Source organism: Sphingomonas zeae (assembly GCF_014197135.1).
GTDB lineage: Bacteria > Pseudomonadota > Alphaproteobacteria > Sphingomonadales > Sphingomonadaceae > Sphingomonas > Sphingomonas zeae.
The window spans coordinates 218,596-238,897 of record NZ_JACIFA010000002.1; the positions used below are offsets into that span (position 1 = coordinate 218,596).

The following is a 20,302-nucleotide window of genomic DNA, read 5'->3' on the forward strand; positions in this document are numbered from 1 at the left end:
TCAAACGCCCAACGAAGCACGCGCCGATTGGCCGCATGAGAAGCAGTTCATTTTTGGACGGGCAGCGCCTATCTGGGGGCAAATCGTTTCACAGGACTCGGACATGACCACCCACACCACGCGTATGCTCATCCTCGGCTCCGGCCCCGCCGGGCTGTCGGCCGCCATTTACGGCGCGCGCGCAGGCATGCAGCCGATCGTGGTTCAGGGCATCCAGCCCGGCGGTCAGCTGACCACGACCACGGATGTCGAGAATTATCCGGGCTTCGCCGATGTCATCCAGGGACCCTGGCTGATGGAGCAGATGCAGAAACAGGCCGAGCATGTCGGCGCGCGGATGATGTGGGACACGATCACCGAGGTCGATCTGACCAACCGCCCGTTCCGCCTGATCGGCGATGGCGGCGATATCTATGAAGGCGAGGTGCTGGTGATCGCTACCGGTGCGCAGGCCAAATGGCTGGGTCTGGACAGCGAAGAGGCGATGAAGGGCAAGGGCGTGTCGGCTTGTGCGACCTGCGACGGCTTTTTCTATCGCGGCAAGAAGGTCGCGGTGATCGGCGGCGGCAACACCGCGGTCGAGGAAGCACTGTACCTGACCAACCATTCGGACGATGTAACGCTGATCCACCGCCGCGATTCGCTGCGTGCCGAGCGTATCCTGCAGGAGCGCCTGTTCGCGCATCCGAACGTAAAGGTGCTGTGGAACAAGGAAGTGCGCGAGTTCGTCGACGGTGGTGGCAATGCGGGCCTGGTCGCGCTCGACCTGCTCGACACGGTGACGGGCGAGCATAGCCGGTTGGATGTCGAAGGCGGCTTCGTCGCGATCGGCCACCATCCGGCGACCGAACTGTTCCGGGGCCATCTCGAACTTGATTCGGACGGCTATATCGCGGTCGAGACGGGATCGACCCGGACCAGCGTGCCGGGCGTGTTTGCCTGCGGCGACGTGGCGGACAAGGTGTACCGCCAGGCGGTGACGGCGGCGGGCACCGGCTGCATGGCCGCGCTCGACGCCGAACGCTTCCTGGCGGCGGCCGAGTTCGAGGAACTGGCCAAGGCGGCGGAGTAAATTCCTCCCCGGAACGGGGAGGGGGACCAGCGAAGCTGGTGGAGGGGGCGTGCCACAAAGGGCGTCCCTTGCGACCATCCCCCTCCACCACCGCTTCGCGGCGGTCCCCCTCCCCTTGCAGGGGAGGAATGGTTTCAGCTCAACCGATCGATCGCCTCGGGCGTCAGCGACCCCGGCACGATCATCACCGGCACCGGCAGCGCGCCGGCGTCGGTGCCAGCAAAGTGGCTGACCAGCTGGCCGGGCGCGCCGCTAGCCGCCGCGCCCAGCACCAGGGCCGCGATATCGGGATTGGCCGCGATCATCTCGCGGATCACCTTCGGCCCGTCGCCTTCGCGCACCGTGATCGAGGGGCGCAGGCCCGATTCGTCCAGGATCGTGCCCGCGGCGCTGGCCAAAAGCGCCTCGGCCTGTTGCCGCGCCTCGTCCTCGATCGTCGCCTGCACGCCGCCGAATGCGATGAACTCCTGCGGCGGCAGTACGGTCAGGATTTCGACGCCCCCGCCGGTCTTGACGGCGCGCCGAGCGGCGAAGCGTAGCGCGATTTTCGATTCCGGACTGTCGTCGATTACGACCAGATAGATGCGCATGGCGGCCCCCAAATTCCGATGAAGGGATGCCGTTACATAGTATTTCATGCAAGGCCATGACTTGACCGAGCGCAATTCGGGCGCAAGAGACGGGCCGCTACGGAATTCGTTTTCCCCGAGAGGACCTCCATGTCGATCGAGATCAAGATGCCCGCGCTGTCGCCGACCATGGAGGAAGGCACGCTGGCCAAATGGCTGGTGAAGGAAGGGGACACGGTGAAGTCCGGCGATATCATGGCCGAGATTGAAACCGACAAGGCCACCATGGAATTCGAGGCGGTGGACGAAGGCGTCATCGCCAAGATCCTCGTGTCCGAAGGCTCCGACAATGTGAAGGTCGGCACCGTCATCGCGATCCTGGCCGAAGAGGGCGAGGATGCCGCGTCGGTCCAGGCCCCGACCAAGTCGGAAACCCCAGCACCTGCCAAGCCGATGCCGACCGACCCAACCGATCCCAACAAGACCGGCAGCGAAGCCAAGCCGGTCGAGCGCACGCTGACCCAGGCCGAGGATCACGGCAAGCCCGTCGATTCGGGCAAGCAGGGTGGATCGAGTGCCGGAAACGGCCGCGCGATCGCCAGCCCGCTGGCGCGCCGCATCGCTTCGCAAAAAGGCCTCGACCTGTCTGCCGTCACCGGCTCGGGGCCGAACGGCCGCATCGTGAAGGCCGACGTCGAGAACGCACAGCCCGGTCAGGCCAAGGCCGCCGCTCCCGCCGCTTCGGCTCCGGCGGAAACCGCGTCGGCGCCTGCGCCCGCGCCCAAGCCCGCGCAGGTGCCGGACATCCCGCATGAAGCGTCGAAGCTGTCGAACATGCGCAAGACGATCGCGCGTCGCCTGACCGAGTCGAAGCAGCAGGTGCCGCACATCTATCTGACGGTGGACGTGCGCCTCGACGCGCTGCTCAAGCTGCGTGGCGAGCTGAATGCCGGTCTCGAATCGCGCGGCGTGAAGCTGTCGGTCAACGACATGCTCATCAAGGCGCTGGGCGTCGCGCTGATGGCGGTGCCCAAGTGCAACGTCATGTTCACGCCGGACCAGCTGATCAGCTTCAAGCGCGCCGACATCTCGGTCGCGGTGTCGACGCCTGCGGGCCTGATCACCCCGATCGTGTCGGAGGCGGATACGCGGTCGCTGTCGTCCATCTCGACCACGATGAAGGACCTGGCCACCCGCGCTCGCGACAACAAGCTGCAGCCGCATGAATTCCAGGGCGGCACCGCCTCGATCTCGAACATGGGCATGTTCGGCATCAAGCAGTTCGAGGCGGTCATCAATCCGCCGCAGGGCATGATCCTGGCGATCGGCGCGGGCGAGAAGCGGCCCTATATCGTCGACGACCAGCTGGGCGTGGCGACCGTCAGTCGGCGACCGGCAGCTTCGACCACCGTGCGATCGACGGGGCCGACGGTGCCGAGCTGATGAAGGTGTTCAAGGAGCTGGTCGAGCGTCCGCTCGCCATGCTGGCCTAAAGCAGCGAAGGGGCGGGGCCATGCGGGTCGGGATCGAGCTGTTCTATATCGGCCTGGGGCTGGTCGCGGCGCTCGTCATGACCTGGGCCGCCGCCTGGGCCTATCCGCTGGCACGCACCGAAATCTGGTGGTGTGGGGCGGGGGCGGCGATCGTGACGGTGGCGATGGGCATCGGCCCGCTCCACCGTGCGCGTATCGCCGATCGCATGGCGCGCAGGCATAGCGAACAATGACCGCACTGCCCGATCTGAACCCGACGATCCGCGTCACCGCCATGCCGGGGGACGCCAATCCTTATGGCGATATCTTCGGCGGCTGGCTGATGGGCCAGATGGACTTGGCGGCCGGTTCGGTGGCGTCGCGCCACTCTGGCGGCCGCGCGGTCACGATCGCGGCGGAGGGGATGAAGTTCCACGCCCCCGTGCTCGTCGGCGACGAGGTCTCGGTCTATGCGACGCTCGTCCGGGTCGGCAACACGTCGATGACCATCGAGGTCGAAGCCTGGCGCCGTGCCCGCCATATGGAGGACGCGACCAAGGTGACCCAGGCGCGCTTCGTGTTCGTCGCGACCGACAAGGACCGCAAGCCGCGTACCGTTCCGCCGATGGCCCCGGCACAAGACTGACATTACCTCGGGGGTAACCCCATCCGCCGCCTTGAGGCGTGCGTTCAGAAGGAAGATCCAAGTGGCTGACACTTACGACCTTATCGTCCTCGGTTCCGGCCCCGGCGGCTATGTCGCGGCGATCCGCGCGAGCCAGCTCGGCCTGAAGGTCGCGATCGTCGAGCGCGAGCGGCTGGGCGGCATCTGCCTCAACTGGGGCTGTATCCCGACCAAGGCGCTGCTGCGCTCGGCCGAGGTCTATCATTACATGACCCATGCCGCGCAATATGGCCTGTCGGTCGAAAAGCCCTCGTTCAGTCTGGAGAAGGTGGTCGACCGCAGCCGCAAGGTGGCGGGCCAGCTGAATGCGGGCGTCAAGGGCCTGATGAAGAAGAACAAGGTCGCCGTCCATGAGGGCGTCGGCACGATCACCGGAAAGGGCAAGCTGTCGGTCGTCCAGGGCGACAAGACCACCGAGCTGACCGCCAAGCACATCATCGTCGCCACCGGCGCGCGCGCGCGTGACCTGCCCTTCGCCAAGGCCGATGGCGAGCGGATCTGGACCTATCGCCATGCGATGGTGCCGCCCGCCATGCCGACCAAGCTATTGGTCATCGGATCGGGCGCGATCGGGGTCGAGTTCGCCAGCTTCTACAACGACATGGGCGCCGAAGTGACCATCGTCGAGATGCTCGACCGGATCATGCCGGTCGAGGACGCCGAAGTCAGCGAGTTCATGACCAAGCAGCTGACCAAGTTCGGCATGACCATCAAGACCAAGACGGGTCTGGAAAAGCTGGAAGCCACCGCATCGGGCGTGAAGGCCGCGATGAAAGGCCCGGACGGCAAGGTCGAAACCGCGGAGTTCAGCCATGCGATCGTCGCCATCGGCATCGTCCCCAACACCGAGAATATCGGTCTGGAAAAGCTGGGCGTCGAAAGCGATCGTGGTCACATCAAGACCGACGGCTATGGCCGCACCAATGTCGACGGCATCTGGGCGATCGGCGACGTGACCGGCGCACCCTGGCTGGCGCACAAGGCGAGCCATGAGGGCGTGATCGCCGCCGAAGCCATCGCGCAGGCGCTGGGCAACAAGGATGTCCACCCGCACGCGATGGACAAGGGCAACATCCCGGGCTGCACCTATTCGCGTCCGCAGGTTGCCAGCGTCGGTCTGACCGAGGCGAAGGCCAAGGAATCCGGTTACGAGGTGAAGGTGGGCAAGTTCCCCTTCATCGGCAACGGCAAGGCGATCGCGCTGGGCGAGGCGGAAGGGTTCGTGAAGACCGTGTTCGACGCCAAGACCGGCGAGCTGCTGGGCGCGCACATGGTCGGCGCGGAAGTGACCGAGATGATCCAGGGCTATGTCGTCGCCCGCCAGCTGGAGACGACCGAAGCCGAGCTGATGGAAACGGTGTTCGCGCACCCGACCATCTCGGAATCGATGCACGAATCGGTGCTGGCCGCTTATGGCCGTGCGCTGCACATCTGATTTTTGCCGAGCAGATTATGACGAAGGGGTTCGCATTTGCGGACCCCTTTTTTGTTAGGGTTCCCTTGGCCTTCGACTTCGCTCAGCAGTCATTATGCATTGGGGGACCATTTGGTCTGTCTGGCGAGCACGACATTGGCGTAGGCGGGCAACTTTCTGGCGCGGGCGGTGAGCGCCCGGGGGCATTTTCACAGCGACGAGGCCGCCACCAAGCTGCTCTACCTGATCTTGAACCGCTCGGAGAAAGAGTGAAAGATGCCGCCGCGTGAGTGGACCATGGCAAAGGCCCAAGTCGCCGTCATCTTTGGCGAACGCTTCATCAGGGCCATGGCAGCGTAATGTTCATCCGCCCGCTCGCACACGAAATTCCTGACGCTCCCGGATCATCACCTCGCCGGGGGAGGGGGGGCGGCAAGTCCCGCAACGGCTACGGTCGGAAGACGTAACGATCGATACCGGCAAGCTGTCGATCGACGTGCCACGCGGCCGGTTTGCCGGTCTCAGGCTCATCCATCGCCAGACTTTTCGGGACCAACGCTCCACCGAGCCAGCGAAGTGGCAGGATTTCGCGCCCCAGCAAGACCGCCTTCAGGATCGACATGCATCCGGTGGAGAGCAGCTCACCTCAAGTCGGCAGCATCGTCCTGGTCGCCATTTCGCCGATGTCTGCGCTGCGACGCCCTGCCGCGAGCCATGTTTCTGCAATGTGCCATGCCCGCTCATCGTCTACATCGATCCATTCAAGATCGCTGCAATCCTTGACGGCGGCGGCCCGGTCGGATGCCAGGCGCCGCATTCCTTCGGTGAGAGAGGGCTTTTCCAATCCGCGGAGCGCGTCGAAAAGGCCCTTGCCGACGGTGAAGACGCCCGTATCGAAGCAATCATAGACGGCCAGGCCCTTGCCGATCCCGACCACGCAGTCGCCATCGGTCTGAACGCAGGTCACATCCTCAAGATCGATCCAATCGCTATCGATCCGACGGTCGATTCCGAGCGACGCACCGCCGCCCGTATTGGCGCCGGCCATTCGCCGATAGAATGTTGGTTCGACTAGATGGTCGCACATCGCCAGAATTGCCTCATCGCCGCCCAGCAGTGGTTCCGCTGCGAGCAACGATGAACCGTTGGGATTCCGATGATCTTCGACCCGTATCGTCTCGACGATGATCGGCCAGTCGTTCGCCGCAACGTAGGATTCGATCCTCTCCGCCTCATAGCCGACGACCACAACCGTTCGCGCCAGCCCTGCCTCAGCCATGCCGAACACGGCATGGGCAAGCAGTGTCCGCCCGTCAACGCGGCAGAGCGGCTTGAGCGGGGCGACAGAGCGAAGGCGCGAGCCTTCGCCTGCCGCGAGAACAATACCGGTTTCGATCATTCCGCCGCTACGGCAATGAACTCATCGACTGCCTGCGCTGCAAGGTCATCGGTCATCTGAATACGCGGATGCTTGCAGAAATACGCCGAGGCCGCGTCGATTGGCCCCGCCAAACCGCGATCCTTCGCCAGCTTGGCGCACCGGATCATATCGATGGCGACGCCGGCGCTGTTCGGGCTGTCCTCGACGGACAGGCGCAACTCGAGGTTCATCGGCACACCGCCGAACATCGTCCCTTCCATCCGCAGGAAGCAGATCTTGTTGTCGTTCTGCCAAGGCACATAGTCGGACGGGCCGATATGAACATTGTCGTCGTGCAGCCGCTCCGCCGCGACCGACTGCACCGCCTCGGTCTTCGAGATTTTCTTCGAGGCAAGGCGGCGATGATTGGACATGTTGAGGAAGTCGGTGTTGCCGCCGGTGTTGAGCTGGTAGGTGCGCTCCAGCTTGACGCCCCGCTTGGCGAACAGATCGGTGAGCACGCGGTGAACGATGGTGGCACCGAGCTGCGCCTTGATGTCGTCGCCAATGATCGGCACGCCAGCCTTGGTGAAGCGCTCCGCCCATATGGGGTCACTGGCGATGAACACCGGAATATTGTTCACGAAAGCCACACCCGCCTCGAGCGCGCATTCGGCGTAGAACTCGCTGGCAGCCTGCGAACCAACCGGCAGATAGTTCATCAGCACATCGGTCTTGGTCTCGCGCAGCGCGGCGACCACTTCCGCTTTGGACGCCTCCTTTTCATGCGCGAGCAGGAACGTCCGATGATCGTCATAATCCGACATATGTTCGGCGACGCCGTCAAGAACATGCCCCATCTGCACCTTGGTCCCAGTGGGAGGCACGGTTTCGCAAAAGACGGTGGTGCAATTGGGCTTGGCGAAAATCGCCTCTGCTACGTCCTTGCCGACTTTTCGTTGGTCAATATCCCAAGCCGCGACAACGTTTATATCAGTCGGCTTATAACCGCCCAAGTCCCAATGCATGAGCCCGACCGTTTCATTTGCACCCTCGCGATAATAGGAAAGCCCCTGCACGAGAGAGCTGGCACAGTTGCCTACCCCAACGATGGCAATGTTAATGGCCGGCATTACTTCTTACTTCCTTTTATTTCTGGAAAATACTTTCCCGGCACTGTTAAGCAATTCTCGACGGTGCGGTGTTGGAAAAGTCCAAGGATGAGGATGATGTTTAGTGGGATGAGCTCAAACCACCAAAACAGGCGTGGATTACCGAAAAGACAGGCCAGGAAAATGGCATAGACCCGCACATTGGCGGACAACAGACTCATTAGCCGCATGGGCCGAACGGCCAGGGTGGCATATCTCGCCGCAAGCTCAGAGGGGGCAGGGTGGTGCCCCAGCGCCTGATCGAACCGCGCGGCGACGCGATCCAGCATTCCCCAGCTATAATCATAAAGTTGAACGAGCGGATTGCGGCTAGGGGCAGGACGGACAATCGTCGCCACCGCATTGCGACGACGGTGAAAGCGGGCTCGTTCGCTTTCGTACATGTTGGATTGAACCATATGGGCAATGCCTGCAGCGACCGCCAATGCCCAGCCTTCCAACGTGCCGATGGAGAAGGCCAGCGAGACATAGATCAGGAAGAAAACACCATGGTCACACAACCCGTCCAGCACGCGCCCCAGCGGACTGGCTGTGCCGGTGGCCCGCGCTATCATCCCGTCCAAGCCGTCGGCGACAAGCCATCCGACTGACAGCAGCAAGCCGGCAAAGGCCAAAAACCAGATTTTCCATTGGGTGTAGGCCAGCGCCGCGGATGTGCCCAGAGCCAGCCCGGCCAAGGAAACGGCATTGGCTGAGATTCCACGCTCGACGAACCAAGGCAAAAGGCGGCGAGCCGCTGGATGAATGATCCAGAGATTTGTCGGATCCTCTATCCGACGGTCCCGTGACATGTCGGGGGCGGTAAGCGTCATTAAATCGTAATGTATGGGCTATGGTGTCCGATTGGCAAGCGATTTGCAACGTGCCGGTCATTCATCGGTTCAAGCCGATGGTTGTGGCGATGGCCTGCACCCGGCAGGCCCTGGCAAATCAACGTGCCAGCCAGACCAAATGGCCTCCCAATTCATCATGGTTGCCGAGCGAAGTCGAAGACCTCCCGACTTCCCATCCCCTCGACAAAATCCGCCGACAGCAACGCCTTGGTAATTTCGAGGATCACCCCGGCTTTCGATCCGGCCGAGGGTGAGCCGTCTCCGATGACCATTCGTCCGCGCCGATACGGCGAATTCCGCTTGCGAAACATCCGGTTTTGGCCGCATCGGTCGCATCCGTCATGACCAGAGCCCATAGCCACCGTCTGCGCGTCATCGTTGCGGCCCTGATCCTGTTCGCGCTCGGCGTCGCCATCTTCTCGCCCGGCTTCATTCAATATGACAGCGTCGGCCAATATGCCCAGGCGCTCACCGGGAAATATGACGACTGGCACCCGCCAATCATGGCGCGGCTCTGGTCGCTGTTCGTGCATCGGGGGACGGCGCCGATGCTCGCGCTGCAACTGGCCGGATGGTGGCTGGGACTGGGGGCACTGGCGGCGGCGATCGTCGATCGGCGGCCGCGCGCCGCGCTGATGGTGCTGGCGGTCGGGCTGATGCCACCCTGGCTCGGATGGCAGGTCGCGATCCTGAAGGATGCGCAGATGACAGCCGCGATGCTGGCTGCCGCAGGGATCATTGGCTGGTGGCGCTTGCGCGGGGCGTCGGTGCCGCGCGGCGCTTGGGGGGCGGCGGCGCTGCTGTTGGTCTATGCCGCGCTGGTGCGGGCGAATGCGATCTTCGCGATCGCACCGTTCGTCGCGCTGCTGGTGGCCGATCGCTGGCCCCGCCGGATCGCGATTACGATCGCATTGACCCTCGTGACATTGGCGGCGGCGCCGTTCGTCAACCATCGCCTGCTGGGTGCGGCGGATAGCGGCGTCGCGCGGACCCAGGCGCTGTACGACCTTGCGGGGATCGCGGTGCGGGTGCCTTATGACCCCCGACTGGGGTTGTCCCCGGCCGAGGTGGTGGAGATTCGCGCCAAGCATTGCGTCAAGCCGTTCTTCTGGGATCCGCTGGGCGAGCCCGCCCGCTGCGGCACCCGGCTCCACCGGTTCGAGAAGACCCCGCCGGGACAGATCTATGCCCGGCTCGCCCCTGCGATCCTGCACCATCCGCTGGCCTATGCCGAGCAGCGGCTGGCGCATGTGAACTCGACCTGGCGGCTGTGGGTGCCGCCGGGCTGGATCAATGCCGCGCCGCCGCAGGGCAGCGAGCCCAACGACTATCATCTGGGGCAACCCGGCCGAACCGCGCTGGCCTGGCAGAAAATGGCGGGTCGCTGGGCCGATATGCCGATCATGTGGCCGATCGTCTGGCTGGTGCTGGCCGCGGGAGGCCTGGCGGTGACGCGCGGCAATGGACTGGCTGGCGCGCTGTTCGGTTCGGCGCTGGGACTGGAAGCGAGCTTCCTGGTCATCAGCGTGGCGTCGGACGTTCGCTATCACCTCTGGCCGATCGTCGCGTGCGCGCTGGGGCTGATTCTGGCCAAGCCGTGGCATGGCGATCGATGGATCGTGCGGACCACGGGCGTGGTGCTGGTGGTGGTACTGATCGTCGGCGGCATCGCGCGGGCGACCATGCCGCTGCCCCCGCAAAGCTATGAAGCGATGCTGATCTGAACCCCAAAGCCGCTGCGCGACGTTGACCGCCCCGAAAGGAGCCGCGCATGGCCGACGATCACGAGCAGGTTTACGCCGATTTCAAGGAGGCCGTGAACATGGCCCCGGCGGAGCTGGAGACTTTTCTGGATACCGACGAGTCGCAGAAAGTCGGCCAGAAGAAGGGCGGATCAGTCGAGAGCGTCGGGCACGAATCGGGCCGCCGTATCGTGGAGATCAAGCGCAAGAAGAAGGCCGATCTGACCGACGACGACTATGCCCATATGAAGAAGGTCGTCGGCTATGTGCACCGGCATCGGAAGCAGGGCGGACCGGACAAGGATGTCGAACATTCGCCGTGGCGCTATTCGCTGATGAACTGGGGGCATGATCCGTTGAAGGGCTGAGCGGCCCCGAAGACGCCGCCCCGATCGATCGTTCAGTTGCGCTGGTTGCGCTCGTTCGTGCTGGTCATGTTCAGCGCCCGGCGAAACTCGCCGACGCCCTGTTGGCCGATGCCGTCGAACTTGCGCCACTCTTCGTCGGTGTTGCAGACGCGGGTTGGCAGGAACGAGCCGGTAGGTGTCAGCGATCGGCACGTCTTCTTGACCTTGGGTTTTTCTGCCGTCTGTCCCGATTGCGCGATGGCGGGGGCGGCGGCCGTCATGACGGCCAGGGTCATCATCATTGCGCGAGCGTAGTTCATGCCGGTCGTCTCCCCTTGGGTCGCGGCAGGATGCGTCAGCATTGCAGACGTATCAAGCGCCTATGGGTGTGCGAGCGGACTTGTAACTCCATGAAAAAAGGCTCGGTCTTTCGACCGAGCCCCTTTCATCTCAATCGGATCGGTAAGATCACGCCGCGACGTCGTACGGCTTGATCTCACCCGCCAGATACAGGTTGCGGGCCTTGGCGCGGCTCAGTTTGCCCGAGCTGGTGCGGGGCAGGGTGCGCGGCGGGATCAGTTCGATCACGCAGTTCATGCCGGTCACCGCGCGCACCCGCTCGCGGATTTCGTCACGCAGGCGGGCGCGTTCCTCGTCGTCCGAGCTGCGGCACTGGACCAGCACGGCGGGGGTTTCCTCACCGCCCGGCGTGGTGATCGCAAAGGCGGCGATGTCGCCAGCCTTGAACCCCGGGAGCTGCTCGACCGCCCATTCGATGTCCTGCGGCCAGTGGTTGCGGCCGTTGACGATGATCATGTCCTTGGCGCGGCCGACGATGTAGATATAGCCCTTGGACATATAGCCCATGTCGCCGGTGTCGAGCCATCCGTCGACCAGACAGGCGTCGGTTGCTTCCTGGTCGCGGAAATAGCCGACCATGACCGATGGCCCCTTGCACCAGACCTTGCCGATCGCGCCATCGGGCAGGGGAGTGCCGTCCTCTTCGCGGATCTGGATTTCCATGTCGCGTGCGGGCTTGCCGCAATTGACGATGGCGCGGAAGCGCTGCGGGCGGTCGGTACCACGTGCGCCGCCCGACAGCTGGGTTTCCTCGACCAGCTCGACGCGGATACCCTCGCCCGGCGGCATGATCGACACGGCCAGCGTCGCCTCGGCCAAGCCATAGGAGGGCAGGAAGGCGGTGGCCTGGAAACCCGCATCGGCAAAGGCGTCGACGAAGGACTGCATCACATCGGGGCGGATCATGTCGGCGCCATTGCCCGCCAGCCGCCAGCGGGACAGGTCGAAGCGATCCGACGCCTTGGTCTGCGACGAGATGCGGCGCGCGCAAATGTCATAGCCGAAGGTCGGCGAATAGCTGACCGAGGTGCCGGGATTGCGGCTGATCATGTCGAGCCAGGCGAGCGGACGCCGCGCGAAATCCTCGGTCTTGAGGTAATCGGTCGAGACCTGGTTGGCGATGGGTGACAGGAAGCAGCCGACCAGACCCATGTCGTGATACCAGGGCAGCCACGAGATGCAGCGGTCGCTGTCCTGGATCTTCATGCCATGGCTGTGCGCGGCGAGATTGTTCAGGAGCGCATGATGGGTGATCGCCACGCCATGCGGGAAGCGGGTCGAACCGCTGGAATATTGCAGATAGGCGATGGCGTCCGGGCTCGCTTGCGGCAGCGTCGTCTCGGGCGCCTCGCGGGTGGCGAAGCTGTCCCAGTCGATGCCCTCGACGCCCGCGGCCTGGGCGGCAGCGCTCGCCATCTGGGCCAGCTCGGGCGGAAAGATCAGCATCTTGGGGTCGCAGCTGGCGAGCTGGACGCGCAACTGCTCGATATAGCTGTCACGTCCGCCGAACGAGGTCGGCAGCGGCAGCGGCACCGGCCATGCGCCCGCATAGACCACGCCGAAGAACAAGGCGGCGAATTCCGGCCCCGTTTCGGCGACCAGCGCGATCCGCTCCTCCGGTTTCACGCCGCTGGCGATCAGCCGGCGGGCGCAGGCCAGCGCATCCTCGCGCAGTTCGGCGAAGGGATAGGGGCGGGTCAGGGTGCCGCGTGCGTCATGAAAGTTCAGCCCGCGCGCGCCCGAGGCAGCATAGTCCAGCGCTTCGCCAAGCGTGTCGAAGTCGGCGAAGCGGCGCGGCAGCGCATCCTCGGTCGGCGTCGCGATGATGGCGCGCGCGTCGTCCTGATGGTGCTCGATCGTCATGGCCTTGCCTTCGTTCCTTATGCTTTTGCGCCCCCGCAAAGTGATCGCGCGGGGACGAGTGATTCTTTTCCGCCAAGAATGGCGGCTTCCCGCGTTCTAAATCCGGTGTCAGTGTGGCACAAACAAGGCGTGCCCGCCGATCGTCGCCCGCCAAAACCCCTTGATCCCAAAACGCTGGAGAATCTTGCGCTACGCTATGTCGAGCGATTTGCCACCACCGAAGGCAAGCTGGTCGATTATCTGAACCGCAAGCTGCGCGAACGCGGCTGGGCCAGCGACGGTGCCGCCGACCCGCGGGGGCTGGCGGCGCGAATGGTCGCACTCGGCTATATCGACGACCGCGCCTATGCGGAGGCCAAGGCTGCGTCGCTCGCCCGACGCGGAATGGGGGCCAGACGCGTGGCCCAGGCGCTGCACGCCGCGCGGGTTGGCGCGGAGGATCATGAGGCGATCGCGCCGCAAGTTGCGGAGGCGACGCGCGACGCCGCACTCGCCTTTGCCCGGCGGCGGCGAATCGGGCCTTATGGCGATGGTGAGGCGGATCGGGCGATGCGCGAGAAGCAGTTCGCGGCGATGATGCGCGCGGGACACCCCATGGACCTGTCGCGGCGGATCGTGTCGGCAGCTCCGGGCGATCTGCCGGATGACGAGGATTTTTGATCCAGCGCAAGAATATGGGCGGCGTGGGTTAATTTTCGCGCCATCGTCCCACTCCGGACCAGCAAAAACGCACGTCCGTGCATTGCGAGTGCGAACAATGATGCTAGCACTTGGGCACAAGGGTACGATGATGCTGGAAGAAACGCCAAGTGAAGGGGGCGGCATCGACGGCGGGGCGGCGGAAACGGCCGTAAGGCTGGCGGGGGTCGTGAAGTGGTTCGACGTGACGCGGGGTTTCGGCTTCGTGGTCGCGGATGACCCGATCTACGGAGATGTGCTGGTGCACTTCACCGTGTTGCAGCCGCATGGGCGGCGCAGTCTGCCGGAGGGCGCGCGGGTCGAGCTGCTGGGCGCGCGTGGCGGGCGCGGCTATCAGGCGCGCGAGGTGCTGACGATCGACCTCGCCCATGCGCTGCCCGAAGTTCCCAAACGCCCCCGCTCGCCCGACCGGATCGATCCGGTCACGCTGGTGGGGGAAGCGGGGGAGCCTGAACAGGTCGCGGTAAAATGGTTCAACCGACTGAAAGGCTATGGCTTTCTGCTGCGCGACCGTGACGGGGCAGACGTCTTTGTCCATATGGAGACGCTGCGTCGCGGCGGAATCCTGGATGTCGAACCCGGCCAGCCGCTGGCGGCGCGCGTGGTCGAGGGGCCGAAAGGCCCGCTGGCGGTGGTCGTGACGCCGAGAGGACTCGAATGATGCGGGTTGCGGTAATGGCTCTGGCCTTGGCGGGCGCGGGGCTGGCGGGATGCTCGGGCGAAAACTCTTCCTCCGAACAGGCGGGGCAGAAGGTCGCGACGGTGCCCGTCACCATCACAACCGCGCAGGGCCGGCACCGCTTCAACGTCGAAGCCGCCCGTACCAGCGCCGAGCAGGCGCAGGGGCTGATGTATCGCACCGACCTGAAACCTGATGGCGGCATGTTGTTCGCGCCTTATCCCCCCGAGGGGGGCGGTCCGCGTGCGGCAAGTTTCTGGATGAAGAATACGCCGACCCCACTCGACATCCTGTTCATCCGCGCCGACGGCACGATCGCCCGGATCGCGGAAAACACCGTGCCGTTCAGCGAGGCGCAGATTCCCTCGGGCGAGCCGGTCGCGGCCGTGCTGGAGCTCGTCGGGGGACGTTCGGCGGAACTGGGTATAGCGGAGGGCGATTCGGTTTCCTGGCGGAGGTGATCCGCTGAGGCGTTTCTTTCCTGCAAGGGGGCAGAAGGGGCTTAATAGTATCTCGCGTCGCCCCAAGCATCTCCCCTCCCGCAGGCGGGAGGGGCTGGGGGAGGGCAAGGTGTCTCACCGAGACCATCGCTCGCGGCCCTGCCCCCACCCCAAACCCCTCCCCCCTGTCGGGAGGAGGGGCTTCAGAAGGGCGTGCCGCAAGGCGTGTTCTGTGAAGAAGCCCCCCTCCGTCAGGGCTGCGCCCTGCCACCTCCCCGTGCCGGGGAGGATTATCGGGACGCCCAATCACACGAACGCGGTTGAAGGGCGGCGAGAGCCGGGCTACACGGCCCGTCATGGGCATCAACCTCAATCCCTTCACCTGGTGGAACGGCGCCACCATCGGCACCTGGTTCGGTCTGCGCGGCAAGGCGCAGGTTGGCGAGGACGCGCATGGCAACGTCTATTATGAAGGCGGCAGCGATACCGCCGGTCGGCCGCGCCGCTGGGTGATCTACAAGGGCGCCAATGATGCCAGCCGGGTTCCGGTGGAATGGTTCAGCTGGCTGCATCATCAGATCGATGACGTGCCTGACCGTTCGCTGCCGCCGCGTCGCGCGTGGCAGAAGCCCGCTATGCCGAACATGACCGGCACCGCTATGGCCTATCGTCCGTCGGGCGCGCTCGAAAAGGGTGGGCAGCGTCAGGCGGCGACCGGGGATTACGAAGCCTGGACGCCTGAGGGGTGAAGACGTCGCGCTGGCTCGCCAGCGGTGCGTTGGTCGCCTTGCTGGGGGTCGGCGGCTGGTTCGGCTATCAGGCGCTGACCGATCATGGCGGCGGCGATTCCACCGAATCGGCGGTCAGCCAGATCCTGCCCGATAGCCCCGGCGCCGCGTCGGGAATCGAATCGGTCGACGGAGCGCAAGCGACGCTCCCCACCGGCGGAACCCCGATGGCCGAGAGGGTCGCGGTGATCGGCCTGCTCAACAAGCGCAACGGCGTGTCGCGTGACCTGACCCTGAAACCCGGTCAGGCGGTGCGCGTCGGCGATGTCGTGGTGCGGCTTCGCGCTTGTGAAAAGACGGCGTCCTGGGAGCCGGAGCCGCTCACCGGCGCTTTCGTCCAGCTCGACGTGCGCGGTGCGAATCAGCGGTGGCAGCGCGTGTTCTCAGGCTGGCTCTACAAGGAGCGGCCTGCGCTGAATGTCGTGCTCCACCCGGTCTATGACGTCTGGGCCAAAAGTTGCACGATGTCCTGGCCCGAGACGGGGCCCGACACGGTCCCGGCCTCGCTGCCCGGCGCCGCACCGAAGCGATCGAGCGCGGCAAAGTCGCCGGGGGCCGATACCCCGGCTGCGGATGCTCCCGGCGCGACCACGCCCGCCAATGCGTCGGACAGCAGCGCGACATAATCCTCACGTCCGATCTCGATCGCGCCCATGGTCGACAGATGGGCGGTCTGAAACTGGCAGTCGAGCAGGCTGTAGCCCCCGGCGCGAAGCCGGGCGACCAGCCAGACGAGCGCGACCTTGGACGCATCGGTCCGGCGACTGACCATCGACTCGCCGAAAAAGGCGCGGCCCAATGCCAGGCCATAGAGCCCTCCAACCAACTCGTCGCCGTCCCAGCATTCGATCGAATGGGCAAAGCCCATATCGAACAGGTCGATGAACACCCGTTCGATGGCGTAGTTGATCCAGGTCTCGGGCCGGTCGGGCACGCTTTCAGCGCAAAGCCGAATGATCGATTCGAAGGCGGTGTCGGCGGTCACGCGGAACCGGTCCTTGGCCACCGTCTTGCGCAGCGAACGCGACAGGTGAAACCCGTCGAGGGGCAGGACGGCGCGCTTGCGCGGCTCCACCCAATAGACATGGTCGGTCTCCCGCGTGTCCGCCATGGGGAAGACGCCGACGGCATAGGCCCCCAGCACCAGATGCGGGGTCAGCCGTTCGACACGGCCGGGTTCGTCGCGGAGACTCATCCTCCCGCCAGCCTTCGTTCGATGACCCGCCACAGATCGGCGTAAGCCCGGGCGGCGGTGCTGCGAGGGGCAAAGGCACCGACGGGCGCGCGGTGCTGCCCCATCGCCTCGACCAGGCTGGCCATCGGGATGATCGGCCAGTCGGGATGGGCGGTCAGCGCCTCGGCATGAAGGCTGCGGCGGCGGTCGACCATGACATGGACGGGCAACAGGGGCACGCGGCCCCGGACATGGCCATCCACGACCTCCAGCGCCCGGGTGGCGAGCGCAGAGGGAACGACCGGCACCACGATCAGGTCGACCGCGCGCAGTATCTGCTCCGCCGTCTCGGTCAGGCCGGGCGGGCAGTCCAGGATCACGCTGTCGTAACCGTCCAGCCCGTCGATCAGCCGGCCGAGGCGCTTCTTCTTCTGGATCATGTGGAACAGCAGGTCCAGGCCGCGCAGCGAGTCGTCGGCGCCGATCAGCGACAAGCGGGGGATGTTCGTCTGTCGGATCAGCCGGTCGACGGGAATGTCGCGGGAAAACACGGCCTGCGCCCGTTCGCCATGCGCCGTGCCGCCCAGCAGCCAGGTCGAGGCGGCCTGGGGGTCAAGATCCCATAACAGGGTCCGGCGCGCGCACAGGCTGGCGGCGCACCAGGTCAGATTGACCGCCATGCTGGTCTTTCCGACGCCCCCCTTCAGGCTGTAGATCGCGATCGCAGCCACGGCTTGTCCGTTCGACCTCCCCATAGAGCCCAAAGAAAAGGCCGACGGAGATATCCCCGCCGGCCGGTCTGCGATCAAGTCCTTATCGTCGATCAAGCGACGCCAAGGATGAATTGCGCGCGATCAGATGTGGCAGACCTGCGCGGCCTTTTTCGGGGTGGTCAGCGTGACCGCCTTTTCGTCGCCCGTCATCTTCCAGCCGCCCTCGGCGGTCAGCGGTTCACCGGCGGCCGGGGCCTTCAGCACGACCGGGGTTTCGCCTTCCTTCAGACGGACATTGGCCTGCTTGTCGCCCTGGAAGAAGGTGACGAAGACGAGGCTGTTGTCCTTGCAGCGGAAGCTCTTGTCCGCCTTGATCGCGGGCGGCAATTCGACCGGCGCGCGGTTGGCGAGGATGTTGGCCATGGGGTCGGGATTGGTGTCCACGACCTCGGGCTGGCTGGGCTTGGAATTGCACGCTGCCAGGGCGAGCAGCGGTGCGGCGACGAAAACGGGGAGGAGGCTTTTCATAGCGGGCCGGTGCTTCGCAAATGCAGCAACCCGGCGTCAAGCATCACCTGTGCATCCGGCGCCCGAATCTCGAACATTTCGCCCCTTGGCCCCGGCGCGATCCTTCTTGTCACCACCCAAGCAAGGCTTTGCTTGCCCGATGGCGGGGCAGGAGCCATCTAGGCGGCATGGATGTGACCTCCGACACGCTGGCCCTGATAGGCAATACCCCGCTCGTCCGCCTGAAGGGGCCGAGCGAGGCGACGGGATGCGATATCTTCGGCAAATGCGAATTCGCCAATCCGGGCGCCAGCGTGAAAGATCGCGCCGCGTTGTTCATCGTCGAGGATGCGGAGGCCCGTGGGCTGCTCCGCCCCGGCGGCACGATCGTCGAGGGGACGGCGGGCAATACCGGCATCGGCCTGGCGCTGGTCGCCAATGCCAAAGGCTATCGCACGATCATCGTGATGCCCGAGACGCAGAGCCGCGAGAAGATGGATACGCTGCGCGCGCTTGGGGCCGAACTGGTGCTGGTCCCCGCCGCGCCCTATTCCAGCCCGTGCCATTTCGTTCACACCTCGCGTCGGATCGCCGAGGAGACGGACAATGCGATCTGGGCCAATCAGTTCGACAATATCGCCAATCGCCGCGCGCATATCGTCGGGACGGCCGAGGAAATCTGGCACCAGATGGGCGGGCGCATCCATGGCTTTACCTGTGCGGCGGGAACCGGCGGCACGCTCGCGGGCGTCGGCCTGGGACTGAAGGCGCATGACGAATCGGTGACGATCGCGCTCAGCGATCCGCATGGTGCGGCGCTCTATGACTATTATGCGCATGGCGAACTGAAGTCCGAAGGTTCTTCGGTCGCCGAAGGGATCGGGCAGGGGCGGATCACCGCCAATCTGGAAGGCGCGCCGATCGATACCCAATTCCGAATTTCGGATGCCGAGGGATGGTATTGGGTGCAGCGGTTGCTCAGCGAAGAGGGGCTGTGCCTCGGTCTGTCCTCGGGGATCAACGTGGCGGGTGCGGTGGCACTGGCGCGTGCTATGGGGCCGGATAAGCGGATCGTAACCATTTTGTGCGATACGGGATTCCGCTATCTTTCCACGCTCCACAACCCGGCGTGGCGGGCCGAAAAGGGGCTGTAGCCGCTGACCCTGCGCGGCGGAGGTCGACAGGATGCGGCGCGCGGAGTAGTATCGTTCGGTTCCATGAAGTCACCCGACCATCATCATATCATGCAGCGCGTGAAAGTCGGCATGATCGGCCTGGCCGCCGTCATCCTGCTGATCGCGATCGCCAGTACGATCCTGGGCTCGCTTAACCGTGACGAGCCGCCGGTCGTCGCCGCGGGTGCGGCGCAGTCGAACATGGTCGCCGGCATGGCTATGGCCAATGCAGCCACCCCGGCAAGCAGCGAGCCGCTGGCCGAACTGGGTGTCGCGCCTGCCCCGGTCAACAGTCAGGCCTCCGCCGAAGCGGCGCGCTGATCGCGCGCGTCTGACCCGTCTGTCGACGGGTGCTCCCCCTCCAAGCGTTACCGCGCGAACCGTCCGTTTCGGCCTTTTTGCTTAATAAATGTTAATTGCCTCGCAAGCGCTTTACGCGAGAATTGGCCGGGGAAATTCGGGGAATCTGCCCCCCGTCCGCAGAAATCCACCATTTCGGGTGATCCCGCTGTGCGCACGGTCCCGCGTGCAGGCTGGCCGTTCGTCGCAAAATGCCGGTTTCAGGCGGGATTTCCCCGCTTCTCCCCAAAAATCCCGTTGCCTCCCGGTTATGCTATAGGTAAACCGTATTCCAACAGAGGGGCAGGCTCACTGTGATCCAGAAATGGTCGGAATGCGGCGATGGCCGTGTTTCGAAGCGGTGAGGTCGTGCGCGCCATGTGCGAGGTTGGCGTGTCTGAAAGGGGTTTGTATCAGGGAAGTGGCATTGGCCTTGTCGACGACAAGGGTCGCGTTGCCATCCCCAATGCACTCCGCTCCACGCTGGCACAGAACGCGCCACGCCCCGACGGAAAGGATGGCGGGACCATCATCATCGCGGTCCATGAAACCGAGCGTTGTCTGATCGCCTATGATCCGGGTTATGTTGCCGTGCTGAAAAAGGAACTGGACGCGCGGACGGAGATGTCGCGCGGGCCAGATGGCCGGATCGACTATAACATCAAGCGCGACCTGGCGAATGGTGAGGCGGTGCCCTTTGACGGATCGGGCCGTTTCATCATGCCGGGCTTTCCCCGCTTTCATGCCGGGATCACCGGTCATGCCTTTTTCTGGGGTACGTTCGACTATATCGAAATCTGGGATCCCAAGACGCTGGTCGACACGCCGGGGCTGCCGGCCAAGATGATTTCGGCCGCGCGTTTCCATTGCCAGGAAAAGGGGATCGCGTTGTGAGCGGG

Annotated in this window: 25 protein-coding genes and 2 pseudogenes; 17 read left to right on the plus strand and 10 right to left on the minus strand. The window is 64.7% G+C overall.

Translation table 11 applies throughout. From position 1 onward, the window contains the following. Nucleotides 1-103: 103 nt before the first annotated feature. Nucleotides 104-1,072, plus strand: coding sequence for a thioredoxin-disulfide reductase (gene trxB / locus GGR45_RS04105; RefSeq protein WP_175312876.1), 969 nt, complete (start codon nt 104-106; stop codon nt 1,070-1,072). Nucleotides 1,073-1,206: 134 nt separating this feature from the next. Here the strand turns inward: trxB and GGR45_RS04110 are convergent, their stop codons facing one another. Beyond that, the gene (locus GGR45_RS04110; protein ID WP_175312877.1) at nt 1,207-1,662 is read right to left on the minus strand and encodes a universal stress protein; all 456 of its coding nucleotides are present in this window, start codon (nt 1,660-1,662) and stop codon (nt 1,207-1,209) included. Between the two features lie 129 nt (nt 1,663-1,791). Here GGR45_RS04110 and GGR45_RS04115 point away from each other — a divergent pair, with 129 nt between their 5' ends. The 6 genes and pseudogenes from GGR45_RS04115 to GGR45_RS19980 all read left to right on the plus strand — a co-directional run. Beyond that, a complete protein-coding gene (locus tag GGR45_RS04115) occupies nt 1,792-3,084 on the plus strand; it encodes a pyruvate dehydrogenase complex dihydrolipoamide acetyltransferase (protein ID WP_415640786.1) in 1,293 nt (430 codons plus the stop codon). After that, nucleotides 3,057-3,134, plus strand: a complete 78-nt coding sequence (locus tag GGR45_RS19975) for a hypothetical protein (protein WP_415640788.1) — start codon at nt 3,057-3,059, stop codon at nt 3,132-3,134. Before GGR45_RS04115 ends, GGR45_RS19975 begins: the two co-directional genes overlap by 28 nt. Nucleotides 3,135-3,154: 20 nt before the next feature. Continuing rightward, a complete protein-coding gene (locus GGR45_RS04120) occupies nt 3,155-3,367 on the plus strand; it encodes a hypothetical protein (RefSeq protein ID WP_175312878.1) in 213 nt (70 codons plus the stop codon). Continuing rightward, nucleotides 3,364-3,759, plus strand: coding sequence for an acyl-CoA thioesterase (locus GGR45_RS04125; protein WP_175312879.1), 396 nt, complete (start codon nt 3,364-3,366; stop codon nt 3,757-3,759). Before GGR45_RS04120 ends, GGR45_RS04125 begins: the two co-directional genes overlap by 4 nt. Before the next feature lie 61 nt (nt 3,760-3,820). After that, nucleotides 3,821-5,233, plus strand: coding sequence for a dihydrolipoyl dehydrogenase (lpdA, locus tag GGR45_RS04130; RefSeq protein WP_175312880.1), 1,413 nt, complete (start codon nt 3,821-3,823; stop codon nt 5,231-5,233). A gap of 156 nt (nt 5,234-5,389) precedes the next feature. Then, nucleotides 5,390-5,572: pseudogene (locus GGR45_RS19980) on the plus strand (hypothetical protein); the annotation flags it as partial. An 88-nt stretch (nt 5,573-5,660) separates the two neighbouring features. On the opposite strand, the gene GGR45_RS04135 reads toward GGR45_RS19980, so the two are convergent. Genes GGR45_RS04135 through GGR45_RS04150 form a run of 4 tightly spaced genes read right to left on the minus strand, consistent with a single transcriptional unit; the run spans nt 5,661 to nt 8,556 of the window. After that, nucleotides 5,661-5,834 (minus strand): hypothetical protein, encoded by a 174-nt coding sequence (locus GGR45_RS04135; protein ID WP_175312881.1) that lies wholly within the window; start codon nt 5,832-5,834, stop codon nt 5,661-5,663. A gap of 24 nt (nt 5,835-5,858) precedes the next feature. Then, complete coding sequence (locus GGR45_RS04140) at nt 5,859-6,611, minus strand: phosphocholine cytidylyltransferase family protein (protein ID WP_175312882.1); 753 nt, start codon at nt 6,609-6,611, stop codon at nt 5,859-5,861. Continuing rightward, nucleotides 6,608-7,705, minus strand: coding sequence for an inositol-3-phosphate synthase (locus GGR45_RS04145; RefSeq protein WP_175312883.1), 1,098 nt, complete (start codon nt 7,703-7,705; stop codon nt 6,608-6,610). Before GGR45_RS04145 ends, GGR45_RS04140 begins: the two co-directional genes overlap by 4 nt. After that, the gene (locus GGR45_RS04150) at nt 7,705-8,556 is read right to left on the minus strand and encodes a CDP-alcohol phosphatidyltransferase family protein (protein ID WP_175312884.1); all 852 of its coding nucleotides are present in this window, start codon (nt 8,554-8,556) and stop codon (nt 7,705-7,707) included. Before GGR45_RS04150 ends, GGR45_RS04145 begins: the two co-directional genes overlap by 1 nt. A 362-nt stretch (nt 8,557-8,918) precedes the next feature. On the opposite strand from GGR45_RS04150, the gene GGR45_RS04160 reads away from it, so the two are divergent. After that, nucleotides 8,919-10,301 (plus strand): hypothetical protein, encoded by a 1,383-nt coding sequence (locus GGR45_RS04160; protein WP_175312885.1) that lies wholly within the window; start codon nt 8,919-8,921, stop codon nt 10,299-10,301. Between the two features lie 47 nt (nt 10,302-10,348). Next, a complete protein-coding gene (locus GGR45_RS04165) occupies nt 10,349-10,687 on the plus strand; it encodes a DUF3140 domain-containing protein (protein WP_175312886.1) in 339 nt (112 codons plus the stop codon). Nucleotides 10,688-10,719: 32 nt separating this feature from the next. Here the strand turns inward: GGR45_RS04165 and GGR45_RS04170 are convergent, their stop codons facing one another. After that, on the minus strand, nt 10,720-11,028 hold the full coding sequence (locus GGR45_RS04170) for a hypothetical protein (protein ID WP_246358041.1): 309 nt from the start codon (nt 11,026-11,028) through the stop codon (nt 10,720-10,722). Nucleotides 11,029-11,134: 106 nt separating this feature from the next. Further along, nucleotides 11,135-12,889 (minus strand): fatty acyl-AMP ligase, encoded by a 1,755-nt coding sequence (locus tag GGR45_RS04175; protein ID WP_175312887.1) that lies wholly within the window; start codon nt 12,887-12,889, stop codon nt 11,135-11,137. A gap of 129 nt (nt 12,890-13,018) precedes the next feature. Between GGR45_RS04175 and GGR45_RS04180 the strand changes: the two genes are divergently transcribed. The 5 genes and pseudogenes from GGR45_RS04180 to GGR45_RS04200 all read left to right on the plus strand — a co-directional run. Continuing rightward, nucleotides 13,019-13,549, plus strand: a complete 531-nt coding sequence (locus tag GGR45_RS04180; RefSeq protein WP_343051149.1) for a regulatory protein RecX — start codon at nt 13,019-13,021, stop codon at nt 13,547-13,549. 130 nt (nt 13,550-13,679) lie between these two features. Then, on the plus strand, nt 13,680-14,249 hold the full coding sequence (locus GGR45_RS04185; protein WP_175312889.1) for a cold-shock protein: 570 nt from the start codon (nt 13,680-13,682) through the stop codon (nt 14,247-14,249). After that, entirely contained in the window at nt 14,246-14,728 is a 483-nt protein-coding gene (locus tag GGR45_RS04190; protein ID WP_175312890.1) for a DUF192 domain-containing protein, read from the plus strand. Before GGR45_RS04185 ends, GGR45_RS04190 begins: the two co-directional genes overlap by 4 nt. Before the next feature lie 335 nt (nt 14,729-15,063). Then, on the plus strand, nt 15,064-15,456 hold the full coding sequence (locus tag GGR45_RS04195) for an NADH:ubiquinone oxidoreductase subunit NDUFA12 (RefSeq protein ID WP_175312891.1): 393 nt from the start codon (nt 15,064-15,066) through the stop codon (nt 15,454-15,456). Between the two features lie 206 nt (nt 15,457-15,662). Next, a pseudogene (locus GGR45_RS04200) lies at nt 15,663-15,896 on the plus strand (DUF2155 domain-containing protein); the annotation flags it as partial. Between the two features lie 35 nt (nt 15,897-15,931). Here GGR45_RS04200 and aat read toward each other — a convergent pair. From aat to GGR45_RS04215, 3 genes are all read right to left on the minus strand, one after another. Beyond that, nucleotides 15,932-16,690 carry a leucyl/phenylalanyl-tRNA--protein transferase gene (gene aat / locus GGR45_RS04205; protein ID WP_175312892.1) on the minus strand — a complete coding sequence of 253 codons (759 nt, stop codon included), beginning with the start codon at nt 16,688-16,690 and terminating at the stop codon, nt 15,932-15,934. Beyond that, complete coding sequence (locus tag GGR45_RS04210; protein ID WP_175312893.1) at nt 16,687-17,400, minus strand: ParA family protein; 714 nt, start codon at nt 17,398-17,400, stop codon at nt 16,687-16,689. Before GGR45_RS04210 ends, aat begins: the two co-directional genes overlap by 4 nt. 123 nt (nt 17,401-17,523) lie before the next feature. Continuing rightward, on the minus strand, nt 17,524-17,910 hold the full coding sequence (locus tag GGR45_RS04215) for a hypothetical protein (protein WP_175312894.1): 387 nt from the start codon (nt 17,908-17,910) through the stop codon (nt 17,524-17,526). A 167-nt stretch (nt 17,911-18,077) separates the two neighbouring features. Here GGR45_RS04215 and GGR45_RS04220 point away from each other — a divergent pair, with 167 nt between their 5' ends. From GGR45_RS04220 to GGR45_RS04230, 3 genes are all read left to right on the plus strand, one after another. Then, on the plus strand, nt 18,078-19,043 hold the full coding sequence (locus tag GGR45_RS04220; protein ID WP_175312895.1) for a cysteine synthase A: 966 nt from the start codon (nt 18,078-18,080) through the stop codon (nt 19,041-19,043). Nucleotides 19,044-19,106: 63 nt separating this feature from the next. After that, entirely contained in the window at nt 19,107-19,385 is a 279-nt protein-coding gene (locus tag GGR45_RS04225) for a hypothetical protein (RefSeq protein WP_246358042.1), read from the plus strand. 360 nt (nt 19,386-19,745) lie between these two features. Further along, nucleotides 19,746-20,297: a division/cell wall cluster transcriptional repressor MraZ gene (locus GGR45_RS04230; RefSeq protein WP_246358043.1), complete on the plus strand. Its 552-nt coding sequence runs from the start codon at nt 19,746-19,748 to the stop codon at nt 20,295-20,297. Nucleotides 20,298-20,302: the final 5 nt, after the last annotated feature.